Below are 16,861 nucleotides of genomic sequence, written 5' to 3' on the forward strand. Positions count from 1 at the left end.
CCGTACGACAGTTCGCCGACCCGGCCGCTGGGCACGGCCGTGGCCACCGGCCGTGACTCGGCCTTCCCGGACGCGGCCTTCGCTGCCGGGACACCGGTCGGAGGCGGGGTGCCGCCGGGCGACGAGGTGGCCGTGATCCGTCGCGCGGACGCCAGGAGCGACGCCCCGGCCCGGGGGCCGCACCCCGGGGCGGCCTTCAGGACGCTCGTGACCCTCGGAAGAGCACCGGCAGCCACAGGAGACAGGCCAGCAGGGGGACCGCGGCGTAGGCGGCCATGCCGGCGCTGGAGCCCAACCCGTCCATGAGCACGCCGAGGACGAGGTAGCCGGTGCCGATGAGCGCCGACTCCACGAAGCTGATCATCGACAGCAGGCTCGCCCGGTGGCGCGACGGCACCGCCTCGTTGAACACGTTGTCCACGAGCACGGCGGTGATCTCGGGAATCCCGACCAGGACCAGGAACGCGGCGATGGTGACCCAGACGAGGCCGAGGCCGCTCAGGCCGAGCGCCGCGGCGAGCGCCAGGAGGGACACCGGGACGACGACCCGGTATCCGACGCGCCGGTTCGCGCGGTCGGACAGCAGGGGAGCGAGGCCGCCGACGAAGAACCCCGCCGCTATGACCACGCTGACCAGCGCGGCGCCCGCTCCCTGGTCGGAGAGGGTCTTCTGCGTGAAGATGATGTACGGCGTCAGCGTCGCGTGCATCAGTCCGGACACCACGACCAGCGTCACGAGCGCCGGCGTGGCGACCCGGAGCATCGCCCGCCACGCCGTGGCGTCGCGGTGTCCCGCCCCGCCCCCGTCCTGCTCGTCCACCGCGTCCGCGCCGCGGATCTCGGGCACCCGCGCCCTCAGCACCATCACGGCCAGGACGAGGCAGGCCGCCGAACCGGCGTAGACGAGGCCCCACGAGAACCGCTGCATCTGGCCGCCGAGGACGATGGCGACCCCCGAGGTGACCGTCCCGAGCATGGTGAACCGGGAACGGATCTTGACGTAGCCGGCCGTCGCGCCACGACGCACGAGCAGGTCGTACAGCAGGGCGGTGTCCGAACCGGACACGCACGCCATGCCCACGCCCTGGCCGATGAACAGCGCCAGGAACACCCAGTAGGTGGAGGACGCCATCTGGCCGAGCAGGCATCCGGCTGTCAGCACCTGGCCGATCACGATGCCGGCACGCCTGCCGATGCGGTCGGCGATGACTCCCGTCGGCAACTCCGCGACTCCGCTGACCAGGTAGAGCAGTGTCTGGAGGAGGGCCACTTGGCCGGCGGAGAAGCCGCGGTCCAGGAGGAAGAGGACGAAGACGCCACGCTGGAAAAGCGAGTGGGAGAGCACGGCGTAGACGTAGAACGGGCGGGCTACGCCCCGTGCCCCGTCGTCGACCGCGGCCGACTTGCCCAGGGCCTCCGTGGTACCGGTCATGCCGCGAGCCCCCCGGGCGAATTCCGTGATCATGCGATCGTGGGAGGTTATCCCAGGGGGGATATGTCGCGCGCTTCTTTTAACAGGGCGGAGCAGGGCAGAGTCCGGGCCGACTAGGACCTGTCCGGTCGGTCATGCCGGGCTGCTCGGTGATCAAGGTGGTTGGACCACGGGGGGATCTGTCGGTGCTCTACCGTTGACGAGCAAGAACAGTCGTAAGGTGACGGGCATGGACATGCGAGCGGCCATCGAGAGCCTGGCAGGGGAAGCCGAACGGCAGCTTCGTGATGAGGCGTGGGTTCCGGACGCCGCCGACCGCGTCGTCGCCGCCAAGGCCGCCGCCGACCTCCACGCCGCCCTCGGTGTTCCGCACGTCCAGGAGACCCTGCCCGGGGTCGACCGGCTGGCGCACCTGCGGGAATCGCTCGCGGTTCTGGCCATTGCTCTCGCTCACGTCCACGGACGCCTGGCCTGGTTCCTCGGCGCGGCCGCCACCGCACTCACACCCATCCTGCACTGGCGCGCTCTATCCCCCGAAGACGGCGTTACCTTCGGCACTGTCCAGCCCACCCCCCAGCAGTACAGAGAAGCCGAAGACGCCATCCGCAGGCTCCAGAGCGCTCTCGCCGACATCGGCGCCGTCTGACACCACCCGGCCCAGCCGGGAAGCGACATGACCGCCCGGCCAGCCCCTAGGGCGTGTCCGACGGGTCGTGTGAGCTGATCAGGGCTGTGGCCTGGTGTTCGCTGAACGAAGGGGGCACATGGCGCGCGATACAGCCGAAGCAGAGGCGGGGATGAGGGGGATCACGTTTCCTGCCTGGCACGGAAAGCACTACGTGACCTTGGCTGAACTACTGGTTCGCCTCGGCAGCTTCGGCCTGGACCTGACGTGGCGCGTCGAATTCGACGAGATCGTCGATCCCCGCTGTGTCGAGATGGAAGAACGGTCCGCCGACGCCGGCATGGACACACTGACACTGCTGTCGCTGACGACTCCATTCCTTCAGTTGATCGATGCGGAAGCGCGGGGGTTCGCCGGGGACGAGTTGGTGCTCGTGCTGACCGAATTCGACAGCTCCTCGTGGGACGTCAGGGCTGTCGACGAGCGCGTACTCGACGAACTTCGCCCTCACTACCCGGATGCCAAGGACCTCTGAGCGGGGGCCCTTCACACCGGACGGAGCCACAGGCGGATCGCCGCCACGGTGACCGTTCCACGGAAGACGTACGCCCGCTTGTCGAAGCGCGTGGCGACGGCTCGGAAGTTCTTGGGCCGGTTGATGGTCCGCTCGACTTCGTTGCGGCAGCGGTAGATCGTCTTGTCGAACCCTGTGGGTCTGCCGCCCTGGCTGCCGCGGCGCCGGCGGTTGGCCCGCTGGTCTCTCGGCGCGGGGATCGTGTGCTTGATCTGGCGTCTGCGCAGGTGACGCCGGTTGCGGCGTGACGAAGAGGCTTTGTCTCCCCCGACATGGTCGGGCCGGGTGCGCGGTCGTCCACCAGCCTGGCGCGGTACCCGGATCTCTTCCAGGACGGGAATCATCTGCGGTGCGTCCCCCCCACCGGCCGGGCATGATGACAAACCCGAGCGGACGGCGCCCACCTTCTCCGGCAAGGTGGATCTTGCTCGTGAGCCCGCCTCGCGAGCGGCCCCGGGCCTCATCGGAACGGTGCCGCACCGGCCTCCTGCGCCGACCTGGGACCATCGGGGCACGGGGGAGGCGCCGGCTGCGTGCTGATGAGCGCGACAGGTCGTGGAATCGACGCTGACCGTGCTCCAGTCGATCCGGCCCCCGGCATCGGCGTCCGCCTGGACGGCCCGCGGAATCCTCTCCCACGTGCCGTCCGCCGACCACCTTCGATGACGATCGTGGACCGTCTTCCAGCTACCGAAGCAGGGAGGAAGGTCCCGCCAGGGGAGGCCGGTTCGCTGCCGGAACAGAATCCCGTTGATCACACGGCGGTGGCATCGCCAGCGTCCGCCCCGTCCACGATTCGTCGGCAGGTGCGGCTCCAGCCGAGCCCACTCCTCATCCGAAAGATCTTCCCGCCCCATGTCCCAAGGAACGAGTTCCCAGCGACAGCGTCGCTCTCCCCATCGGACGTCGCTTAGCGGGCCGGTGCCGGCTGGGCGCTGATCAGGTGTGCTCTAGCCTGACGGGGCTTCGACCGTTCGAGCCGGGGGTGGGGATCCGCATGGCAGCGCGCACGACCGACGACACGGGACGCGGGCGGGGTCGGTGGCCGTCGGGCCGCCGGGGGTCGGGGCGCGGGCTCTGCCCCCTGCTCGCGGCCGTCACCGCGCTGTGCGCCCTCGGACTCGTCACGGGCTGCTCCGCCCTGGGGAGTTCGCTGCGCCTCGTTTGGGAGGCCCCGGTCGACAACGGCGCCAGGAACTACGGCAACGGGGCCTGGCTGGTCGGCGAGACGCTCGTCCGCAGCCGGTACGACGCGGTCGGCGCCTTCGACGCGAGGACGGGCGAGGTCCGCTGGGAGTACGCCCCGCCCGGGCAGGAGCACATCTGCGCCGTCAGCCGCCGCACGGCCGGCTCCGTACTCCTGATCGCCCGGGGGAACGTGATGAACGCGGGCTGCTCGACGGTCGCCGCGCTCGACCTCATGAGCGGTCGCGAGCGGTGGCACACGCCCCGCACCCCCGGGGGAAACCTGACCGAGACGTTCACGGACATGGTCGCCGTCGGTGGCGGGGTCGCCGTCCTGCGGGACGCCGACGAGACGTGGACCTTCGACGACGACCTGTGGACCCCCGACTCCCGGCCCGCCGTCTCCGGAACGAAGGCGCTGCGCGCCTTCGACCTGCGGACCGGCGCCCCGCGCTGGACGGCCGCCGTCCCCGAGGACTGTGTGCCCGAGCAGGTCGCCGCCGGGGAGCGGCAGGTCGTCGCCGTACTCGCCTGTGGCCGCACCCAACTGCGGCTGGCCGCGTTCGACCCGGCCGGCGGCGGGCTGCGATGGACCGCTTCCCTCGGCGGGCGGACGGCGCCCGCACCGGACGGGCAGGTGGCCCTGCTGTCGGCCGAGCCGCCGGTCGTGCAGAACGGCGGGACGACGGAGGGCGGGCAGGGCGCCTTCCTCCTCTTCGGCGAGGACGGGAAGGCGACCGGCCGGATCGAGACCACCGGCGGATACGGAACCATCCAGGCACACGCGCCGGCCCTCGTGACCGTCGCGGACGGGCGGCTCTACGCCGGCGCCGAAATCAGGGAGCGCAAGTCGTACCGGGACCGGGTGGTCGCCTTCGACCTCGCGAGCGGCAGCCAGGTCTGGCTGGAGAACGTGGCCGTCGCGGGCGGCCTGCGCGCCCTCGATGTGACCGGCGGCCGGGTGACCGTCCTCGCCGACCGCGGCTCCCGGCAGGACAGCCTCGACGAACTGGTGGTGCTCGACGCCGCCACCGGTGAGGAGAAGGAGAGCATCGACACCGGCAGCGACGTGGATCGGCACAAGGGCGAACTGGCGGGCGTGCGCGTGTACGAGGACCTGGTCGTCGCCGTGCGCTGGGGCTCGGGAGTGCGCCCCTTCTCGGCGTACACGCGCGACTGACGGGCCGGGCCCGGCGGGAACCGTCGGACACGCCTCAGGCCGTCTCTTTCGGATCTTGCATGATGATCGGCATGAACACGGAAATCTGCGACCCGGCCGAGCTGGCCACCCTCCGGGGGATTTTCGTGCCCCGTCCCGAGGCGGCGCCGCCGGCCGGCTGGGAGGCGGTGCGGTCCTTCGAGGCGGAGCACGGCATCGTGCTGCCGGAGCCGTACCGCACGTTCGTGGCGGAGGTCTGCGACGGCCTGCGGGCCGGGCCGCCCTACTACGGTCTGCTGCCCTTCGCGCAAACGCCCTCGGACTGGGGCTGCGACCGCCCCGAGCGCCTGCTTGCCGAGCCGTTTCCCCTCACGACGACGTGGATGTGGGAGAACGAGGAGGCGGACGAGGAGGCGCTGTCGGAGCAGGAGCTCGAGGCTCGGACGGACGCCGTCTTCGACCACGGCTCCCTGTTGCTGGGCACCGACGGCTGCGGCATGTACTGGCACCTGGTCGTCACCGGCCCGCAGCGCGGTCACGTCTGGCTGATCGACGAGTACGGCGCGATGCCCTTTGGTACCTCGTCGAACGCCTCCCCGATGCCGGGCACCCCTGGTTTCACCGGATGGGCGACCCACTGGGCCCAGGGCCGCTCCTGGTTCGCCGGTGCTCCGGGAGACGATCCGGAAGAAACGGCCTGAGGCCAAGGCGAGGCCGGCCAAGGCCACGGCCGAGGTCAAGGCCAAGGTCGGCCTCCGCTCTGCCGGTCGCCGCAGCCCCCGTACCGGATCTTGAGACCGGGAGCGGCCCGTGGCAGGCTCGCTGCGCATGATCGACGAATTCGCGAAGGAAACCCTGCACGGCAGGCTGCGGCGGGACCGCGAGGCGCTGCTCTGGAAGCTCGACGGGCTGTCCGAGTACGACACCCGCCGGCCTTTGACGGCGACGGGCACGAACCTCCTCGGCCTGGTCAAGCACGTGGCCACCGTCGAGGCCCGGTACTTCGGCGAGGTCTTCGACCGCCCTTCCCCGGAGCCGCTGACCCGGTGGCAGGACGCCGACGGCGGCGACCAGTGGGCGGACGAGAACGAGACCCGGGACCAGATCGTCGGGTTCTACCGCCGCACGTGGGAACACGCGGACGCGACGATCGACGGGCTTCCCCTCGACGCCCCCGGCCACGTGCCGTGGTGGCCGGAACCGCATTCCCGCACGAACCTGTTCGCCGTCCTGGTCCACGTCCTCGGCGAGACCGTCCGGCACGCCGGGCACGCCGACATCCTGCGCGAGGGCCTCGACGGCCGGACCGGGCTGCGCGCCGAACACGAGGGGCGGATCGACGAGGAAGCCCGCGCCGCCCACCGCGCGAAGATCGAGCGGGCCGCCAGAGCGGCGGCATCGGCCGAGGCGTGAAGGGAGTTCGGCGGCGCGGGGCCGCTTGAGGCGGTCCATCGGTGGGGGAAGGTCCGGCCCGCCGGTGTCGCTGCCGCCGGCAAGCGGGAGGATCGTCCGCCGGCGCGGCCCGACGGGCTCACCCGCGTTCCGGGTGCCATTCGGCGAGGAGGACGGTGGCGTCGTCGCTGAGGCGCTGGTCCTGGTGCACGAGGATCTGCTGGATCAGGCGGCGCAGCGCTTCGGGGGCGGGAAGGCCGTCGGACAGGGCGCGGACGACGATGTCGGCCAGGCGCTCCTCGCCGAACAGCTCGCCGGTGGCGGAGCGCGCGTCGGTGACGCCGTCGGTGATGAGCAGCAGCCGGTCGCCGGGCTGCAGGTGGGCCGTGTGGACCGGCGGGGGCGGGATGGCGTAGCCGGTCAGTCCGAGGGGCGGGTGCGAAGGGCGGTCGAGCGCGCCGCTCACGATGCGCCGGTCGCGGATGAGCAGCGGGGGCGGATGGCCGCAGTTGATCCAGTCGAGCCGGCCGGTGGAGGTGTCGAGGACGGCGATGACGCAGGTCAGCAGGCGCTCCGGGAGCCACCGCTCCAGGGTGCGGTCGATCTGTACGGCGATGTCGTCGAGGCCGCCGCCGGCGCGCCGGGTGGAGCGGCAGGCGGCCAGCGCCGTGGCGCTGCAGCCGCCGGACGCGAGGTCGTGCCCCATGGCGTCCAGGAGCGTCAGGTGCAGCAGGTCTCCGGCCAGGCAGTGGTCGTAGGTGTCCCCGCCCACCTCGTACGCCGGTTCCAGGAGGGCGCTCGAGGTCACCGCGGCCGTGCCGATGGTGCGCGGGGGCAGGAACCCCCACAGCAGTTCGGCCTGGAGGCTCATCGGCTGGGTGCGCATGGTCCGGGTCAGGACGTCGCTGTAGGGCTGTTTGGTCGCCAGGATCATGGCGACCAGGCCGGCGAGGGCCTCGCACCGGTGCAGCAGGGGCGGGTCGAGTTCCGGCGCGGTCACGCGCAGCACGCCGATGCGGCCGATGCCGTCCACGATCGGGATCCACCCCGTCCGCTCCGACCCGCCACCATTGCCGCCGCCACCGCCACCGCTGTCACTGTCACCACCGGCGCCCTCCGGCCGGCTGAGCTGGGCCGTCTCGGTGCGGTAGGCGCGTCCGGCGAGCGAATTGTCGACGAGCAGCCTCTCCGGCTCCACGGTGCCGTCGCCGTCGCCGGCCCCCCGTCGGCCCGCCTGCTCGGGGGACGGGAGGGCGACCAGGGTGTGCTGCTGCAGGTCGGCCACGTAGACGCGGGCGCCGGTCAGTCCCAGCCGCCGCCCGGTGTCCTGTACGAGGCGGGGTATCGCACGGGGGGCGAGGCGGTGGGAGGAGGCCAGCACGTCGGCCAGGACCGAGCCCAGGGGGTCGCTGTCCACGGGCACCGCCCGCCCTTCACCGCCGGTCACCGGCCGAACCCGGCCACCCTCCCATCATGCGCCGGAACGGGGCGGGCCGCGGCGGGGCCGCGGGCCGCCCCGCGCCCCGGTCCGGCCGGGAAGGGCCTCCGCCCCTCCCGGTCCGTCCCCGGACATCCGGTTTGCTCCCGGGACCGGGGGGCACGCGGACCTCCATGACTCCCGGCCTCCGGAGGCCGGGACGGAACAGCGCGAGTCCGCGAGAGAACGCGAAGGGGTGAGAGCCGATGACGACCGCAATCGTCCTGGTCGCCGTCGTGGTCGTCGCCGCCGGGATCGTCGCCGGCGTGGCGGTGTACCGCAGGCGACGGGTGCGACTGCGCGATCGCTTCGGGCCCGAGTACGAACGGGCCGTCGAGGCGACCGGCAGCAGACGGGCAGCGGAAGAGGAACTGGACGCCCGCGAGCGTCGCCACGCGGACCTGGACATCAGGCCCGTGTCCGGTGAGGCGCGGGAGCGGTACGCCCAGCGATGGGCGCGCGTCCAGGAGGAGTTCGTGGACCGGCCCGAGGCCGCGGTCCAGCACGCCGACGACCTGGTGACGGAGCTGACGCGCGACCGGGGCTACCCCGAGGAGGGGTACGAGCAGCGGCTGCGCGACCTGTCCGTACGGCACGGCCGCGCTCTGGAGCAGTACCGGCAGGCCCTGGAGATCCACGCCCTGAGCACCTCCGGGTCCGCCACCACCGAACAGCTGAGGGTCGCGATGACGCACTACCGCACCCTCTTCGACGACCTGCTCGCCGACGGCGAGCCGACCGGCGCCCGCCGGTCCTGACGCGGAGGCAGGAGAGATGCGACACCACGACACGTCCGACCGCACGACCCAGGCGCCGAGCCACCGGGACCACCCGGCCCCGAACCACCCGGCCCCGGGGGACCGCCGCCCCGGGCACGACGCCGTCCGCCCCGACACACCGAGGGGGCAGAACCGTTCCGGCTACGCGCGCCCCGCGTCCGGGACGACCGGGAACACCGCGGCGCGGCCGCCCGAGGAGAGCCCGACGGTCGCGCCGACCCCGTCGGCGCCCGCGGCCCCCGGGGAGGCGGACCCCCGCAGGCCCACACCCGCGCCGTCGGCCCCCGGCACCCGTCCGGAAACCCCGGACAGCCCCACGGTCGCCCCCACCCCGCCCCCGGCCCGGCACGACGACGGCCCGCAGCACGCCCGGCCCGCCGACCCCCGGCAGGCGCAGTCCGGCCGACCGGACGCGCCCGGGACCCCGCCCATGCCGTCCGCGCCCCCGGGCCCCGCGCCCACCGCCCACCACGCCCGCCACGCCGCACCCGCCCCCCGGGGCCCGGGACAGGACGCGTACGGCACCGGCGCGCCCGGGGACGCGGACGCGGAGGGGGTCCCGGACCTGCTCGGCGCCGAGGAGGAGGCGGAGTTCCGCAGGCGCTGGCACGAGGTCCAGGGCCGGTTCGTCGACGACCCCCGCCAGGCGGTCCACGCGGCGGACGTGCTCGTCGGCGACGTGATGAGGAACCTGGCCGACACCTTCGCCCGGCACCGCAACAGCCTGGAGAGCCAGTGGAGCCAGGGCCTGGAGGCGGACACCGAGAGCCTGCGCCGCGCCCTGTGCCAGTACCGCGCCCTGTTCCACCGCCTCCTGTCCACCTGACACCCGGCCAGCGGCCCCTTCTCCCCGCCTGACACCGGCTCAGCGGCCCCTTCCGGCCGTCCGGCCCCGGCGGCATCCGGCCCGGTGGTGCGTACGGCTTCCCGCCCCGCACCGCCGGGCCGGCGGTACATCCCGGCCGCCGGCACCGGGAAAGGGCCCGTACGCGACGACGCCCCGCGCCGTACTCCGCGCGGGGCGTCGTCGCGCCGTCGTCAGCGACGGCCGAGAGGGCGCCGGGCCCGGGCGCGCCCGGGCAGGCCCGCGGCGGAAGGGCGTCCGGCGGTCCGCGGGTCGGCGAGGACCCGGGCGCAGGCCGCCGCGTCGGGCCGCGTACCGGGGGAGCGGGCGGTCATGGCCGCCAGCAGTCCGGCGAGCCCCGGCGAGAGGTCCGGCGGAAGCACCGGAGAGCGGTCCAGGTGCGCCAGCGCGGCCTCCAGCGGAGCTCCGCCGTACTCGGCCTCGCCCTTCAGCGCTTCGAGGAGCACCAGACCGAGGCTGTACACATCGGCGGCGGGCCCCGTGCTCCGGCCCAGGGCCTGCTCGGGCGCCATGTAGGAGGCGGTCCCGGCGAACGCCCCGTCACCCGCGGGCGCGCGGTCCCCGGAACCGCCGAAGCGGCGCGAGATGCCGAAGTCCGAGAGGAGCGGGGCCTCCGCCCGGTCCAGCAGGATGTTCGACGGCTTGACGTCGCGGTGGACGACCCCTTGGGCGTGCACGTGGGCGAGGGCCGAGGCCAGGGCCGCGCCCGTCCGGCAGGTCTCGGCGGGCGTGAGGACCCCCCGCGCTATCCGCCGCCGCAGGGTCGTCCCGCGCACGAGCCGCATCACCAGGAAGGGCCGGCCCTCGTCCTCACCGGTGTCGTAGAGCGTCACCAGACCGGGGTGGTGCATCCGGGCCAGGAGGCGGGCCTCCTCACCGCACTGCGCGTGGGCCCGGCCGGCGGCCGCCGGCCGGAACGCCTTCACCGCCACCGGGCGCCGCAGCCGCAGGTCCAGGGCCTCGTACACGTCGGCGGCGCCGCCGCGCCCCAGAAGGCGGTCGAGTCGGTACCGGCCGGCGACGGCGTGGGCCGCCGGTGCGGGATGTGGCGGGACGGGCCTCGTACGGACCTGCATCGATGCTCCCTGGGGGTGGGGCCGGCCGTTGCCGACGGGCCGGTCGACGGGCGCGCCGCCCGTTCGGGCGCGCGCGGACTCGTGCCTGTCGCGTGCCCCGCCGCACCATGAACATCCCCTGGAGGAAGGCGAAGACGGCGAGGACGGGGGCCGGGGACGTCGGCGTCCGGTCTCCCCGGCACGCGGTCCTCCGGTCTTTTCCGGGACGGCGGAATGATCCCGGGGCCCCCGGGTACGCGGGTGCTGTCCGGCTCACAGGGGAGGAGCGGACACGGCGGGGGGCCACCCGCCGGTGCGAGCGCCGTCGGCGGACGGCCCTCGTACGCGGAGTCCCCGAGGCCCCGGTGCCGTGGTCGCCGACGACCACCGGCACGGTCCGCTCCCAGGCGGCGCGCACGTCCGCCGCCGGCCCGTGCGAGCGCACGGAGACAGTGAACACAGCGACAGAGGAGTGACAGCTATGAGCGATCACCTGTGGTCCTACCGCACGGAGTCCGGCCACCTGGCGGGCACCGACCTCACCGGATGGAAGGTCGAGGCGTCCGACGGGCACATCGGCAAGGTGGACAAGCACTCCGACGAGGTGGACGACTCCTACCTGGTCGTGGACACGGGCGTCTGGATCTTCGGCAAGGAGGTGCTGATCCCGGCGAGCGCGGTGAACCGCGTCGACCTCGAGGAGCGCACCCTCTACCTCGACCTGTCCAAGGAACAGGTCAAGGACGCGCCCGAGTTCGTCTCCGACAAGCACCTCGCCGACCGGCAGTACCGCGAGGACCTCGCCCAGCACTACCGGACGGGCGGCCCCTTCCCGGGCGGCGTGGGCCCTTTCTGACGGGCCGCCGGCAGCCCCGGGGAGGGATCCCCGGACCACGAGGAGCATCCGTTTCCGAACGAGAGGGGTGAGTCCTCCCGGACGGGTCGCGGCGCACCGCGCCGATCCGTCCGCGACGCGGAGGAACACCCCGCCCACAGACCCACAGAAAGGTGTCGGCATGTCGAAGGTAGAGGAATCCGTCGAGGTCGAGGTCCCGGTCCGTGCCGCGTACGACCAGTGGACCCAGTTCGAGACCTTCCCGCGCTTCATGGACGGCGTGGAGCGGATCGAGCAGCGTACGGACACGCTCACCCACTGGGTCACGGAGATCGGCGGCGTGCGGCGCGAGTTCGACGCCGTCGTCACCGAGCAGATCCCGGACGAACGCGTCGCCTGGACGACCGTCGAGGGCGAGGCGCGCCAGGCGGGCGTCGTCACGTTCCACCGCCTCGACGAGCGCCGGACGAAGGTCATGCTCCAGATGGACTTCGCCCCCGAGGGACTGACCGAGCAGGTCGGCGACAAGCTCGGGTTCGTCAAGCGGAAGGTGACCGGCGACCTCAAGCGGTTCAAGTCGTTCATCGAGGAGCGAGGCGGTCAGGAGACCGGCGCCTGGCGCGGATCGGTCTGACCCTCGGCCGGGAACGCGCCCCGGGGACCGGAACCCCTCGCCGGACGCGGACGGTCCGCTCCGTGGCGTCCCCGCGGGGACGCCACGGAGGCCGCGCGAAGACGCGGTGGAGACCTGACGTGGCAGGGGTGACAGGAGTCGAACCTGCGGCATCCGGTTTTGGAGACCGGCGCTCTGGCCATCTGAGCTACACCCCTTCGGTGTGAGGGAAGCCTCTCACCCCGACCGGGGCCGGCGCCACGGGATATCGCGGCCGGCCGAAGGCCGTCCCGAGGACCGGCCGGCCGACCGGCCTTCCCGAGGACCGGCCGACCGGCAGCCCCGGGAACCGGCCGGCCCTCGGCCGGAGAAGGAGAGCGGGCCCGCCCCGCCGCCGGTCTCCGACCCCCCTTTCCACGGCGGGCCCGCAGGCCCGCGACCGCCCCGCCCGGGCACCCTTCCGGCGCGGGGCGGTCGTCTGCCCGCACGGACGGCGCCGACGGCCCCGTCCGTGCCCCGGGCCCGGAGCCGTCACGAGCGGCCGCCCTCCGGATACTCAGGGTTTGAGGGCCGGAGGAGCGGCAAGACGAACCGAAAGGCACCGCAAGAGAAGTGACGAGCGGTCGGACGGCACCACCCCCTGGAGGGTGGTCACGGCGAACCCGACCGGAGTTCCCCGCATCCGCCGTCCGCTCGGCCCTCCGGCGACGCCGCCCCGCGGCGGCCGGAGGGCGCGGTCCCGTCCGAGGACCCCAGCGCCCCGGGCCGGAGCGGCGGAGTCGTACGAGTGCTTCCGCCGCGCCCCCCCGGCGCGCCGCGCGGGCGGGACGGGCCGGAGCGGTGGGCCGACGGCCCCGCCCCGGTGCCCGGGCCGGCCGGCCCGGGCGGTGCCTGACGCGGCGCCCCGGCGCGCGGGACGGAGGGCCCCGGTTCTTCCCGGGGCCTCCGCCTTCCGCGCCCGGGGCGCGCACTCACATTCGCCGGACCCCGTGGCGCGGTGCCTTCGAGGCGTCCGCGTCCGATGATGAGGGGCGAAGCGCCGCCGGACCGAGGCGGTACGGGGTCCGCTCCCGCCCCATGTCCCGGAGGAGGATCTTCATGGGCGAACGGAACGCAGGCACGCCGAAGGGCGAACGGTACGAGGAGGACGAGCGGAAGGAGGAGGGGGACGTGGGGCACGGCGCCCGCGCCGGAGGGCCCGGCGGGGGCGCGGACGGGCGGGGCGAGACGGAGGAGGAGCGCGCGGACCGGCGCTGGCAGGAACTCCTCCAGGAGATCAGGGTCGCCCAGACCGGCGTCCAGATCCTCCTCGGATTCCTCCTCACGGTGGTCTTCACCCCGCTCTTCCACGAGCTGGAGCGGACCGACAAGACGATCTACCTCGTCACGGTCGTCCTGGGCTCGCTGGCGACGGGCGCGCTGATCGGCCCCGTCTCCTTCCACCGGATCGTGTCGGGGAAGCGGGTCAAGCCCCAGGCGGTCGTCTGGGCCTCCCGGCTCACCTTCACCGGCATCCTGCTCCTCCTCGCCACGCTGACGTCCGCGCTCTTCCTCATCCTGAGGGTGGCGACGCACGACCCCTACGTGCCCTGGCTGGTCTCCGGCGTCCTCGCCTGGTACCTGGTCTGCTGGTTCGCCCTGCCCCTGTGGGTCCGCGCGCACTACAGCAACGGGAAGTGACCCCTTCCGGGTGCGGACGGGGGCCGCTCTCCGTCCGCACCCGTCACGACCACGACGGAGGGGCGGCCCACCGGGTGGTGGGCCGCCCCTCCGTGCCGGACGAGGTCCGTCGTCCGCCGGCTCGGGCCGGGATCAGTGCTTGAAGACGTCCTTCGCCTTCTCCTTGGCGCCCCGCGCGTCGCCCTTGGCCTGCTCGGCCCGGCCCTCCGCCTCGAGGCGCTCGTTATCGGTCATCCGGCCGACCGCTTCCTTGGCCTTGCCCTTGGCCTGCTCGGCCTTCGACTTCATCTTCTGCTCACCGGACATGGAAACCACTCCTTCTCCAGGGGACACATAGACCTTTACTTCACATGTGCCGCATAATCCGCATGTGTCATAAGCGGCACATCTGACATGGGACGCATGACCCGTATCGGCGGGAGCAAACCTTCACGGGGCGGCGGCACACGATCAGCCGGTGCCCGACGGCAGGTTCTCCTTGATCTTGGCGATGGCGAAGCCCCAGCCCTGCGACACCGTCGGCTTGCCCGGCACGGCGACCTCCGCCGGATTGGTCAGCACGTCCAGGAGCACCGGCCCGGGAAGGGCGAGCGCCTTGCGGACGGCCTCGTCCAGCTCGCCCGGGGCGGTGACGCGGATGCCGGTCAGCCCGAGCGCCTCGGCCACCGCGGCGAAGTCGGGGTTGTCGAGGACCGTGCCGAACTCGGGGAGCCCGGCCTGCTCCTGCTCCAGCTTGACCATGCCGAGACGGCGGTTGTCGAAGACGACGAGCTTCACCGGCAGCCGCGCGGAGCGGATGGTCATCAGGTCGCCCAGCAGCATGCCGAGCCCGCCGTCGCCGCAGAAGGCCACCACCTGGCGGTCAGGTGCCCACAGCTGGGCCCCGATGGCCTGGGGCATGGCGTTGGCCATGGAGCCCAGGTTGTACGAGCCGAGCAGCCGGCGGGTGCCGCGCATCCGCACGAACCGCGAGAGCCACACCGTGGCCATGCCGGTGTCGGAGGTGAAGACCGCGTCGTCGGCCGCGTGCCGGTCGACCGCGGCCGCGAGGGCCTCGGGCCGGATGTCCTCCGCCCGGTTGTCGAACATCGCCCGCACCCGCCCCAGCAGGTGCCTGTCGTGGGAGGGGTCCGCGAGCCCGGCCTGGCTCTCCCGCCAGCGCGCGAACCGCTCGCGGGCCTCGTCGAGGTGGGTCCGGGACGGAACGGGGGTCAGCAGCGGCAGCAGCGCCCGCAGCGTCGCGCCCACGTCCCCGGCGAGCCCCACGTCCACCGGGACCCGGCGGCCGAGGTGCTCCTCCCGCGTGTCGATCTGCACGACGCGGCAGTCCTCCGGGTACCAGTCCCGGTAGGGGAAGTCGGTGCCCAGCATGATCAGCGTGTCGCAGGTGTCCATGGCGTGGGCGGCGGCCGGGTTCCCGATCAGTCCCGTCTGGCCGACCTCGTACGGGTTCTCGTCCTCGAAGCCCTCCTTGCCCTTCAGGGTCAGCACCATCGGTGCCGAGAGGAGCTCGGCGGCGCGCAGCACCTCCTCGCGGGCCTCCCGGGCGCCGCGCCCCACGAGAAGGGTCACCCGGGAGCCCCGGCCGATCGCCTCGGCGGCCTCGGCGAGCGCCGGGTCGTCGGGGCGGGTGACGGCGGGGCGGGGCAGCGCGAACCGCGCCGGCCGGTCCTCCGCGACCTCCTGGTCGCCGAGGTCCCCGGGCACGGTCAGCACGGCCACGCCCCGCCGGGTCACGGCCGCCCGCACCGCCGACTCCAGCAGCCGGGGCATCTGGGCGGGGGAGGTGACGGTGGCGCGGTACACGGCCACGTCCCGGAAGAGGAGGTCGTTGTCCACCTCCTGGAAGTAGTCCCCGCCGACCTCGGACAGGGGGACCTGGCCGCAGATCGCCAGGACCGGGGCTCCGCTCTTGGCCGCGTCGTACAGTCCGTTGAGGAGGTGCACCGAGCCCGGTCCCACGGTGCCCATGCAGACGGCGAGGCCGCCCGACAGCTGGGCCTGCGCCCCGGCGGCGAAGGCCGCCGCCTCCTCGTGGCGGAAGCCGGTCCAGTCGATGCCCTCGGTGGTCCGGATGGCGTCGGTGAGCGGGTTGAGCGCGTCGCCGACCACGCCGAAGACGTTGCCGACGCCGAGGTCCGCGAGACCGTCGACGATCACCTGTGCGACGGTACGGGTCATGGGGGCTCCCTTCACGAAGGATGTCGACCGGTCCGCCGGAGGCCGGACCGGTCCGGACGAGCTGTCCCCCAGTCGCCTGCCCGTGAAGCCGGGACCGATGCGGACGCAGGGACCGCCGGGACCGGCCCCCCCGGGGCCGTACCCCCTCCGGCCGGGCCCCCGGGCCGGCCCCCTCCGGGCAGGGGGACGCGGCAGGTTTAGCGAGGGCGCGGGCGGCGAGACGACCTCCCATGAGTGCCTCGGAGAAGAGTGAACAGAACCCGTTCCCCCGGACCGGCCCGTACGCCGTACCGGACTACCCCGCCCCGTCGCAGGTGGCCGACCCCGACCTGGGGGAGCTGTACGAGCCGACGGGCATGGGGGAGTCCCCCCTGTTTCCCGGCCCGTTCGCCGAGCAGGCCCGCGCGGTCGCGCAGGCGGTCCGCGGCGCCGGTGACAGGCTGTGGACGGCCGTGCACACGCACAAGGGGCCGGCCGGGGGCGCGGCCCTGGGTGCGGCGGGGGCGCTCGGCCTCGCGTACGCGCTGGGACGGCGGTCCGGCCGACGCGAGGCGCGGCGCGGTCTCGGGCCGGTCGCCCTGTTCTTCGAACGCCGGCTCTGAGCCCGCGGGACGTCCCTCCCGCGGGCGCGGGCTCTCCGCCCCGCCCGGCCGTTTCCTTCCGATGCTTCCCGTCCGACTTTCCGGAGGTCGATACCCATGGTCCCCCTGCTCCTCGTGCTTCTGCTCGCCCTGCTGCTCTTCGGTGCCGGTTTCGCGGTCAAGGCGCTCTGGTGGCTCGCCGTGATCGTGCTCGTCCTGTGGCTGGTGGGCTTCGTGGCCCGGCCCAAGGGCGGCACGGGCCGCTGGTACCGCTGGTAGGCGGCCTCCCGCCGTCCGCCCGGACCGCGGATCGCCCCACGGCGTGAAAGGGGCCCGGGCCGGGGCGACGGGCGCGTCGGGGGGAAGTGGCGGCGGGGGGGGCTGGGGGGCGCCGGGGGAGGGCGAGGCCCGGGGTGGGCCCCGGCGGG

General features: G+C 73.7%; 18 protein-coding genes and 1 tRNA gene. 12 read left to right on the forward strand and 7 right to left on the reverse strand.

Going from position 1 to position 16,861, the window contains the following annotated elements; genetic code table 11:
- Nucleotides 1–196: 196 nt before the first annotated feature.
- Nucleotides 197–1,432, reverse strand: a complete 1,236-nt coding sequence (locus tag ACFW6A_RS36840) for an MFS transporter (protein WP_386646106.1) — start codon at nt 1,430–1,432, stop codon at nt 197–199.
- Between the two features lie 229 nt (nt 1,433–1,661).
- Between ACFW6A_RS36840 and ACFW6A_RS36845 the strand changes: the two genes are divergently transcribed.
- Together ACFW6A_RS36845 and ACFW6A_RS36850 are read left to right on the forward strand one after the other, a co-directional pair.
- On the forward strand, nt 1,662–2,078 hold the full coding sequence (locus tag ACFW6A_RS36845; protein ID WP_386646109.1) for a hypothetical protein: 417 nt from the start codon (nt 1,662–1,664) through the stop codon (nt 2,076–2,078).
- A 118-nt stretch (nt 2,079–2,196) separates the two neighbouring features.
- Nucleotides 2,197–2,592, forward strand: coding sequence for a hypothetical protein (locus tag ACFW6A_RS36850; RefSeq protein ID WP_386646112.1), 396 nt, complete (start codon nt 2,197–2,199; stop codon nt 2,590–2,592).
- A gap of 11 nt (nt 2,593–2,603) precedes the next feature.
- On the opposite strand, the gene ACFW6A_RS36855 is transcribed toward ACFW6A_RS36850, so the two are convergent.
- Entirely contained in the window at nt 2,604–3,488 is an 885-nt protein-coding gene (locus tag ACFW6A_RS36855; RefSeq protein WP_386646115.1) for an IS5 family transposase, read from the reverse strand.
- Between the two features lie 140 nt (nt 3,489–3,628).
- On the opposite strand from ACFW6A_RS36855, the gene ACFW6A_RS36860 reads away from it, so the two are divergent.
- From ACFW6A_RS36860 to ACFW6A_RS36870, 3 genes are all read left to right on the forward strand, one after another.
- A complete protein-coding gene (locus ACFW6A_RS36860) occupies nt 3,629–4,996 on the forward strand; it encodes a PQQ-binding-like beta-propeller repeat protein (protein ID WP_386646118.1) in 1,368 nt (455 codons plus the stop codon).
- 59 nt (nt 4,997–5,055) lie between these two features.
- Nucleotides 5,056–5,676, forward strand: a complete 621-nt coding sequence (locus ACFW6A_RS36865) for an SMI1/KNR4 family protein (RefSeq protein WP_386646121.1) — start codon at nt 5,056–5,058, stop codon at nt 5,674–5,676.
- A gap of 127 nt (nt 5,677–5,803) precedes the next feature.
- Nucleotides 5,804–6,388, forward strand: coding sequence for a DinB family protein (locus ACFW6A_RS36870; protein WP_351855022.1), 585 nt, complete (start codon nt 5,804–5,806; stop codon nt 6,386–6,388).
- A 118-nt stretch (nt 6,389–6,506) separates the two neighbouring features.
- Here the strand turns inward: ACFW6A_RS36870 and ACFW6A_RS36875 are convergent, their stop codons facing one another.
- A complete protein-coding gene (locus ACFW6A_RS36875) occupies nt 6,507–7,784 on the reverse strand; it encodes a PP2C family protein-serine/threonine phosphatase (RefSeq protein WP_386646124.1) in 1,278 nt (425 codons plus the stop codon).
- 266 nt (nt 7,785–8,050) lie between these two features.
- Between ACFW6A_RS36875 and ACFW6A_RS36880 the strand changes: the two genes are divergently transcribed.
- Together ACFW6A_RS36880 and ACFW6A_RS36885 are read left to right on the forward strand one after the other, a co-directional pair.
- Nucleotides 8,051–8,602: a hypothetical protein gene (locus ACFW6A_RS36880; RefSeq protein WP_386646128.1), complete on the forward strand. Its 552-nt coding sequence runs from the start codon at nt 8,051–8,053 to the stop codon at nt 8,600–8,602.
- Nucleotides 8,603–8,618: 16 nt separating this feature from the next.
- A complete protein-coding gene (locus ACFW6A_RS36885; RefSeq protein ID WP_386646131.1) occupies nt 8,619–9,449 on the forward strand; it encodes a hypothetical protein in 831 nt (276 codons plus the stop codon).
- 212 nt (nt 9,450–9,661) lie between these two features.
- Here ACFW6A_RS36885 and ACFW6A_RS36890 read toward each other — a convergent pair whose 3' ends face one another.
- Nucleotides 9,662–10,564 carry a serine/threonine-protein kinase gene (locus tag ACFW6A_RS36890; protein ID WP_351857305.1) on the reverse strand — a complete coding sequence of 301 codons (903 nt, stop codon included), beginning with the start codon at nt 10,562–10,564 and terminating at the stop codon, nt 9,662–9,664.
- Between the two features lie 460 nt (nt 10,565–11,024).
- On the opposite strand from ACFW6A_RS36890, the gene ACFW6A_RS36895 reads away from it, so the two are divergent.
- The gene (locus tag ACFW6A_RS36895; protein ID WP_351857307.1) at nt 11,025–11,399 is read left to right on the forward strand and encodes a PRC-barrel domain-containing protein; all 375 of its coding nucleotides are present in this window, start codon (nt 11,025–11,027) and stop codon (nt 11,397–11,399) included.
- Between the two features lie 160 nt (nt 11,400–11,559).
- Nucleotides 11,560–12,012: an SRPBCC family protein gene (locus ACFW6A_RS36900; protein WP_351857310.1), complete on the forward strand. Its 453-nt coding sequence runs from the start codon at nt 11,560–11,562 to the stop codon at nt 12,010–12,012.
- A 120-nt stretch (nt 12,013–12,132) separates the two neighbouring features.
- Here ACFW6A_RS36900 and ACFW6A_RS36905 read toward each other — a convergent pair.
- A tRNA-Trp gene (locus ACFW6A_RS36905) sits at nt 12,133–12,209 on the reverse strand.
- Nucleotides 12,210–13,089: 880 nt separating this feature from the next.
- On the opposite strand from ACFW6A_RS36905, the gene ACFW6A_RS36910 reads away from it, so the two are divergent.
- Nucleotides 13,090–13,671, forward strand: coding sequence for a DUF6328 family protein (locus ACFW6A_RS36910; RefSeq protein ID WP_386646135.1), 582 nt, complete (start codon nt 13,090–13,092; stop codon nt 13,669–13,671).
- A 132-nt stretch (nt 13,672–13,803) separates the two neighbouring features.
- Here ACFW6A_RS36910 and ACFW6A_RS36915 read toward each other — a convergent pair whose 3' ends face one another.
- Both ACFW6A_RS36915 and ACFW6A_RS36920 read right to left on the reverse strand, forming a co-directional pair.
- Nucleotides 13,804–13,977, reverse strand: a complete 174-nt coding sequence (locus ACFW6A_RS36915) for a CsbD family protein (protein ID WP_386646138.1) — start codon at nt 13,975–13,977, stop codon at nt 13,804–13,806.
- A gap of 144 nt (nt 13,978–14,121) precedes the next feature.
- Nucleotides 14,122–15,852: a thiamine pyrophosphate-dependent enzyme gene (locus ACFW6A_RS36920; protein ID WP_386646141.1), complete on the reverse strand. Its 1,731-nt coding sequence runs from the start codon at nt 15,850–15,852 to the stop codon at nt 14,122–14,124.
- A 230-nt stretch (nt 15,853–16,082) separates the two neighbouring features.
- Between ACFW6A_RS36920 and ACFW6A_RS36925 the strand changes: the two genes are divergently transcribed.
- Nucleotides 16,083–16,454, forward strand: coding sequence for a hypothetical protein (locus ACFW6A_RS36925; protein WP_386646144.1), 372 nt, complete (start codon nt 16,083–16,085; stop codon nt 16,452–16,454).
- A 96-nt stretch (nt 16,455–16,550) separates the two neighbouring features.
- Nucleotides 16,551–16,712: a hydrophobic protein gene (locus tag ACFW6A_RS36930; protein ID WP_351857269.1), complete on the forward strand. Its 162-nt coding sequence runs from the start codon at nt 16,551–16,553 to the stop codon at nt 16,710–16,712.
- Nucleotides 16,713–16,861: the final 149 nt, after the last annotated feature.

This window comes from Streptomyces sp. NPDC058758 (assembly GCF_042746075.1).
Taxonomy (GTDB): Bacteria; Actinomycetota; Actinomycetes; order Streptomycetales; family Streptomycetaceae; genus Streptomyces.